This window comes from Methylobacterium sp. CCH5-D2 (assembly GCF_001556475.1).
GTDB lineage: Bacteria > Pseudomonadota > Alphaproteobacteria > Rhizobiales > Beijerinckiaceae > Methylobacterium > Methylobacterium hispanicum.
In genome coordinates, this window is record NZ_LSIX01000625.1 from 1 (window position 1) to 5,298 (window position 5,298).

General features: G+C 73.1%; 5 protein-coding genes. All 5 read left to right on the forward strand.

The window, feature by feature from the left end; all coding sequences use genetic code 11:
* On the forward strand, positions 1 to 736 hold a 736-nt coding region (locus tag AX737_RS16755; RefSeq protein ID WP_066923354.1), incomplete at its 5' end, for an FAD binding domain-containing protein.
* Complete coding sequence (locus AX737_RS16760; RefSeq protein ID WP_066923357.1) at positions 724 to 1,275, forward strand: (2Fe-2S)-binding protein; 552 nt, start codon at positions 724 to 726, stop codon at positions 1,273 to 1,275. The genes AX737_RS16755 and AX737_RS16760, both read left to right, overlap by 13 nt.
* Complete coding sequence (locus tag AX737_RS16765) at positions 1,268 to 2,857, forward strand: AMP-binding protein (protein WP_066923359.1); 1,590 nt, start codon at positions 1,268 to 1,270, stop codon at positions 2,855 to 2,857. The genes AX737_RS16760 and AX737_RS16765 overlap by 8 nt, the downstream gene beginning before the upstream one ends.
* A gap of 51 nt (positions 2,858 to 2,908) precedes the next feature.
* Positions 2,909 to 3,700, forward strand: coding sequence for an enoyl-CoA hydratase-related protein (locus tag AX737_RS16770; protein WP_066923362.1), 792 nt, complete (start codon positions 2,909 to 2,911; stop codon positions 3,698 to 3,700).
* An 86-nt stretch (positions 3,701 to 3,786) separates the two neighbouring features.
* A complete protein-coding gene (locus AX737_RS16775) occupies positions 3,787 to 5,133 on the forward strand; it encodes an MFS transporter (protein WP_066923365.1) in 1,347 nt (448 codons plus the stop codon).
* The last annotated feature ends 165 nt before the right edge of the window (positions 5,134 to 5,298 follow it).

Consider the following 5,298-nt stretch of genomic DNA (forward strand, 5'->3'; position numbering starts at 1 on the left):
GTCCCTCCTGCCCATGCTCAACATGCGGCTGACGAAGCCCGCCGTGCTCGTCGACGTGATGCGGATCCAGGCCCTGCGCGAGCCGGTGCCGGAGCGCGGCGCGCTCGTGATCCCGGCGGGTGTGCGCCAGGCGATCCTGCTCGACCGGCCGGGGCTCGCCGACGACCTGCCGCTGCTCGCCGCCGCTCTGCCCTGGGTCGGGCACGTCCAGACCCGGGCGCGGGGCACGCTGTGCGGCTCGGTCGCCCACGCGGACCCGAGCGCCGAGATCCCGCTCTGCCTCGTGGCGCTGGAGGGCGAGGTGCGGCTGCGCGCGCGCAAGCGTCGGCGGAGCGTGCGCGCCGAGGACTTCTTCACCGGCATGATGGTCACGGAGCGTGCCGACGACGAGCTGATCGAGGCGGTCCGTTACCCGACCCGGGCGGCGGGGACCGGCTACGCCTTCGCCGAGGTCGGGCGCCGCCACGGCGACTTCGCCATCGTGGCCTGCGCGGCGGTCGTGGACGCCCGGCGCATGCGCCTCGCGGTCGGCGGCGTCGCCGACCGGCCGACCGCGCGGGACTTCCCGCTCCTCGACGGCTCCGCCCTCGACGACGCCCTCAACGCCTTCGCCTGGGACCTCGGCGCGGGCGAGGATCTCCACGCCACCGCCCGCTACCGCCGCGACCTCGTGCGCCAGCTCGGCCGCCGCGTGCTGAGCGAGGCACGACAGGACTCTCTCCGATGCCGCAGCTAGACGCCGGCGCGCGCCACCGCGTGCGCTTCACCCTGAACGGCGCGCCCGCCGAGGTCGAGGTCGAGCCGCGCACGCTGCTCACCGACGCGCTCCGCCATGGGCTCGGGCTCACCGGGACGCATGTCGGCTGCGAGCACGGCGTCTGCGGCGCCTGCACGGTCGCGATCGACGGCGTGCCGGCCCGCGCCTGCCTGACGCTGGCGGTCGGGGTCGAGGGCTGCGACCTGCGAACCGTCGAGGGGCTGGCTCCCGAGCCCGGACGCCTCGGCGTGCTGCAGGCGGCCTTCCGGCGCCACCACGCCCTGCAATGCGGCTTCTGCACCGCCGGGATCCTGATGTCGCTCGACGCCTACCTGCGCCTGCGGCCGCGGGCGGGGCGCGCGGAGCTCACCGAGGTCGTCGGCGGCCATCTCTGCCGCTGCACCGGCTATGCCCCGATCCTCGCGGCGGCCCTCGAGGCCGCCGCCATCCTGCGCGGCGAGGACCCGTCCGGGCCCGCGACCCGAGAGGCGACCGACGCGGAGAAGGCCCATGCTTGACCTCGGCACCAGCTTCCTCGCGAGCGTCTCGCGCGATCCCCGGGCGCTCGCGATCGTGGACGGCGAGACCCGGCTGACCTACGCGGCCTGGTACGCGCGGATCTCCGACACGGTCGCCGGCCTCGACCGTCTCGGCCTCAAGCCCGGCGACCACCTCGTCACCGTGCTGCAGAACCGGCTGGAGGCGGCGACGCTGCACTGGGCCTGCCAGTTCGCCGGCCTCGTGCTGACGCCGATCAACTGGCGCGCCAAGCCCGACGAGATCGATTTCGCGATCGAGAATTCCGACGCCCGGGCACTCGCCTACGAGGCCGTCTCGGCCGCCGCCGTGCGGGCAAGCGCCGCCGCCCGGAGCCTGCCGCGCATCGCCGTCGGCCAGGGCACGGGCTCGGGGACGATTTCCTTCGCCGATCTCGCGCGGCCCGGGGCGGAGCCGGCCCGCCCCCGCGTCGGCGCGGAGGCCACCTCGCTGATGCTCTACACCTCGGGCACCACCGCCAAGCCGAAGGGCGTGCCCCGCCGCCACCGCGCGGAGCGCGCCGCCGCGCTCGCCCATGTGGCGCAGAACCTCTACGCGCGCGGCGAGCGGACGCTCGGCGTCATGCCGCTCTACCACACGATGGGCGTGCGCTCGCTCATCGCCATGTCGCTGATCGGCGGGGCCTTCGTCTGCCTGCCGCGCTTCGACGTGCCCGGGGCGCTCCGCCTGATCGCGGCCGAGCGGGTCACGAACCTCTACCTCGTGCCGACCCTCTACCACGACCTCGTGCACCACCCGGATTTCGCCGGGACGGACACCGCCTCGGTGCGCAAGCTCGGCTTCGCCGGCGCGCCGATGACCGACGGCCTGCTCGCGAGGCTCACCGAGGCGTTCCGGCCCGACCTCTTCGTCAACCATTACGGCTCGTCGGAGGTCTACACCTTCACGATCAACCAGGACGCCGCCACGAAGCCCGGCTCCGCGGGCCGGGCCGGCCTCAACACCCTGGTGCGCGTGGTGCCGCTCGGCGCCGCCGACCCGGAGGCGACCGCCGCTCCCGGCGAGGAGGGCGAGATCGCCGTGATCGCCAGCGGCGACGAGGCCTTCGAGGGCTACTGGCGGCGCCCCGAGGCGGACGCGAAGGCGTTCCGCGGCGGCTGGTACTTCACCGGCGACACGGGCTTCGCGGACGCGGACGGCGACATCTTCGTCACGGGCCGGGTCGACGACATGATCATCACCGGCGGCGAGAACGTCTCGCCGGTCGAGATCGAGAGCTGCCTCTCGCTGCACCCCGCGGTCTCCGAGGTGGCGGTGGTCGGCCTGCCCGACGAGCGCTGGGGCAAGCGCGTCACCGCCTTCGTCAAGCGCCGCTACGGCACCGACGGCCCCGCCCTCGACGCCCATTGCCGCGCCGCCGGTCTGCCGAGCCACAAGCTGCCCCGCGCCTACGTCTTCGTGGCCGAGATCCCGAAATCGCCGGTCGGCAAGCTCCTGCGCCGCCAGCTCGTGGCGGGCGCGTACGAGGCCGAGACCGGGGCTGAGACCGAGGCCAAGTCCAAGGCCAAGGCGGCGCCCGCCGGCGAGCCGACCGCCGCCTGACCCGCACCCGATCCCCTTCCGAGACGATCCCCCTCCGAGACGAGAGTGCCGATGACCGACGATCCCCGCCTGACGAACTTCGACGGCTTCCGCGTCGAGATCGACCCCGCCCGCGAGCGCGCCGACGTGGTCCTGAACCGGCCGCCGATGAACGTGATCGCGATGCCCCAGCGCGACGAGATCCGGAAGGCCTTCGAGGCGCTCGACGAGGATCCGCGGGTGCGCGTGATCGTGCTCAGGGCCGAGGGCGAGCACTTCTCGTCGGGCGGCTACATCAAGGGCTTCCTGGAGGCCTCGCCCGAGCACGTCTCGAAGCTCGCCTGGAACATCGCCGCGCCCGCGCGCTGCACCAAGCCGGTGATCGCGGCCAACCGCGGCTACACCTTCGGCGTCGGCTTCGAGATCTCGCTCGCCTGCGATTTCCGCATCGTCTCCGAGACCTGCCGCTACGCGCTCCCCGAGCAGAAGCTCGGCCAGATCCCGGGATCGGGCGGCTCGGCCCGCCTGCAGAAGATCGTCGGCATCACCCGCACCAAGGACATCGTGATGCGCTCCAAGCGCATCCCGGGACGGCAGGCGCTCGACTGGGGCATCGCCACCGAGTGCGTCCCCGACGCGGACCTCGAGAAGACGGTCGACGCGCTCGTCGAGGAGCTGCGCGCCTTCTCGCCGATCGCCCAGCGCACCGCCAAGAAGCTCCTCAACGACACCGAGGATTCGAGCCTCGCGATCGCGATCGAACTCGAGGGCCACTGCTACAGCCGCCTGCGCCAGGCGGACGACTTCCGCGAGGGCGTCGAGGCCTTCCACGAGAAGCGCCAGCCGCAGTTCACCGGCCGCTAGCCGAGGATCGCGACCGCCGCGCCGGCATCAAGACCGGCGGGCGGCACAGGGGCGGGCTCGCGCGCGAGCCCCGAGGGAGACGAGACATGGACGCCACCACGACGCTGGCCGCACCCGCGGCCCTGCCGAAGCCGACCACGCGCCAGACCGCGACCGCGGCGCTCGCCTCGTTGTTCGGCTGGGGCCTCGACCTGTTCGACCTGTTCATCCTGCTCTACGTGGCGCCGGTCGTCGGGGCCCTGTTCTTCCCGGCCGACAAGCCGATGCTGTCGCTGGCCGGAGCCTACGCATCCTTCGCGGTGACGCTGCTGATCCGCCCGCTCGGCTCGGCCCTGTTCGGCAGCTATGCGGACCGCTTCGGCCGGCGGCGCGCCCTGATGGTGGCGGTGATGGGCGTCGGCCTCTCGACGGCCGCCTTCGGCCTCCTGCCGACCGTCGGCCAGATCGGCTGGGTCGCCACCGCGATCTTCCTCGCCTTCCGGCTGATCCAGGGCATCTTCGTCGGCGGCGTGGTCGCGGCCTCGCACACGATCGGCACCGAGTCGGTGCCCGAGCGCTGGCGCGGCCTGATGTCGGGCTCCGTCGGGGGCGGCGGCGCGGCGATCGGCGGCCTGCTCGCCTCGCTCGTGTTCTCGATCGTCTCGCTGCTGGCGCCCGGCGAGGCCTTCGCGGCCTGGGGCTGGCGGGTGATGTTCTTCTCCGGCCTCCTCACCTCGGTGGTCGGGCTGGTGCTGTTCCGCAACCTCGAGGAATCGCCGATCTTCCGGCAGCTCCAGGCCGCGAAGGCGGCCCGCCGCGCCGACGCCGTGCCGGTCGTCTCGCCGGTGCGGGCCCTGTTCTCGGCCGAGCACGCCCGCAGCTTCCTGCTCGCCTCGCTGCTCTCCTTCGGCGGCGGCTCGGCCTACTACCTGACCGTGGGCTACCTCCCGACCGTGCTGAAGCTCGTGAACGGCCTGCCCAACGGGACCGCCTCGATGATGCTGATCGGCGCGAGCCTCGCCGCCGCGGCCGGCGCCTGCGGCCTGGGCGAGTTGAGCCAGCATATCGGGCGCAAGCGCTGCTTCCTCCTGATGGGCGCGGTGCGGCTCGTCGCCTTCCCGGTGCTGTTCCTGGCGCTCGGACGCGCCACGGACAACCTCGAGATCGGGCTCTACGCCATGCTCCTCGCCTTCGTGGCGAACGGGAGCTACGGCCCGCTGCTGATCTTCCTCAACGAGACCTTTCCGACCGCTCTGCGCGCCACCGGGACGGGGTTGAGCTGGAACATCGGCTTCGCGCTGGGGGGCATGCTGCCCACCCTCGTCTCGCTCACCGCCGACGGACCGGGGCAGATCACGATGGTGCTGGCGATCTTCTCGACGCTGGTCACGGTCGCCTACCTGATCGGCGCGGTCATGATGCCGGAGACGCGGGGCAACCTCGAGCGCGGGTGAGGACGCGATGCCGGACAGCGCATCCGGCCGATCCCGTCGGCGATCCCGACCCTCACGATCACGCAGGAGAGCGCCGATGGCATCCGGGCCGTGCGAGGTTTGCGAGGAACCCGCCGCGGGCTTCCTCGACCTCGGTCCGCAGCGTCTCGAGTACCGCCGCTCCGG

Excerpts from the sequence above, each read along its gene's own strand:
- AX737_RS16760 (WP_066923357.1), top strand. The coding sequence starts at position 724 with ATGCCGCAGCTAGACGCCGGCGCGCGCCACCGCGTGCGCTTCACCCTG.
- AX737_RS16765 (WP_066923359.1), top strand. The coding sequence starts at position 1,268 with ATGCTTGACCTCGGCACCAGCTTCCTCGCGAGCGTCTCGCGCGATCCC.
- AX737_RS16770 (WP_066923362.1), top strand. The coding sequence starts at position 2,909 with ATGACCGACGATCCCCGCCTGACGAACTTCGACGGCTTCCGCGTCGAG.
- AX737_RS16775 (WP_066923365.1), top strand. The coding sequence starts at position 3,787 with ATGGACGCCACCACGACGCTGGCCGCACCCGCGGCCCTGCCGAAGCCG.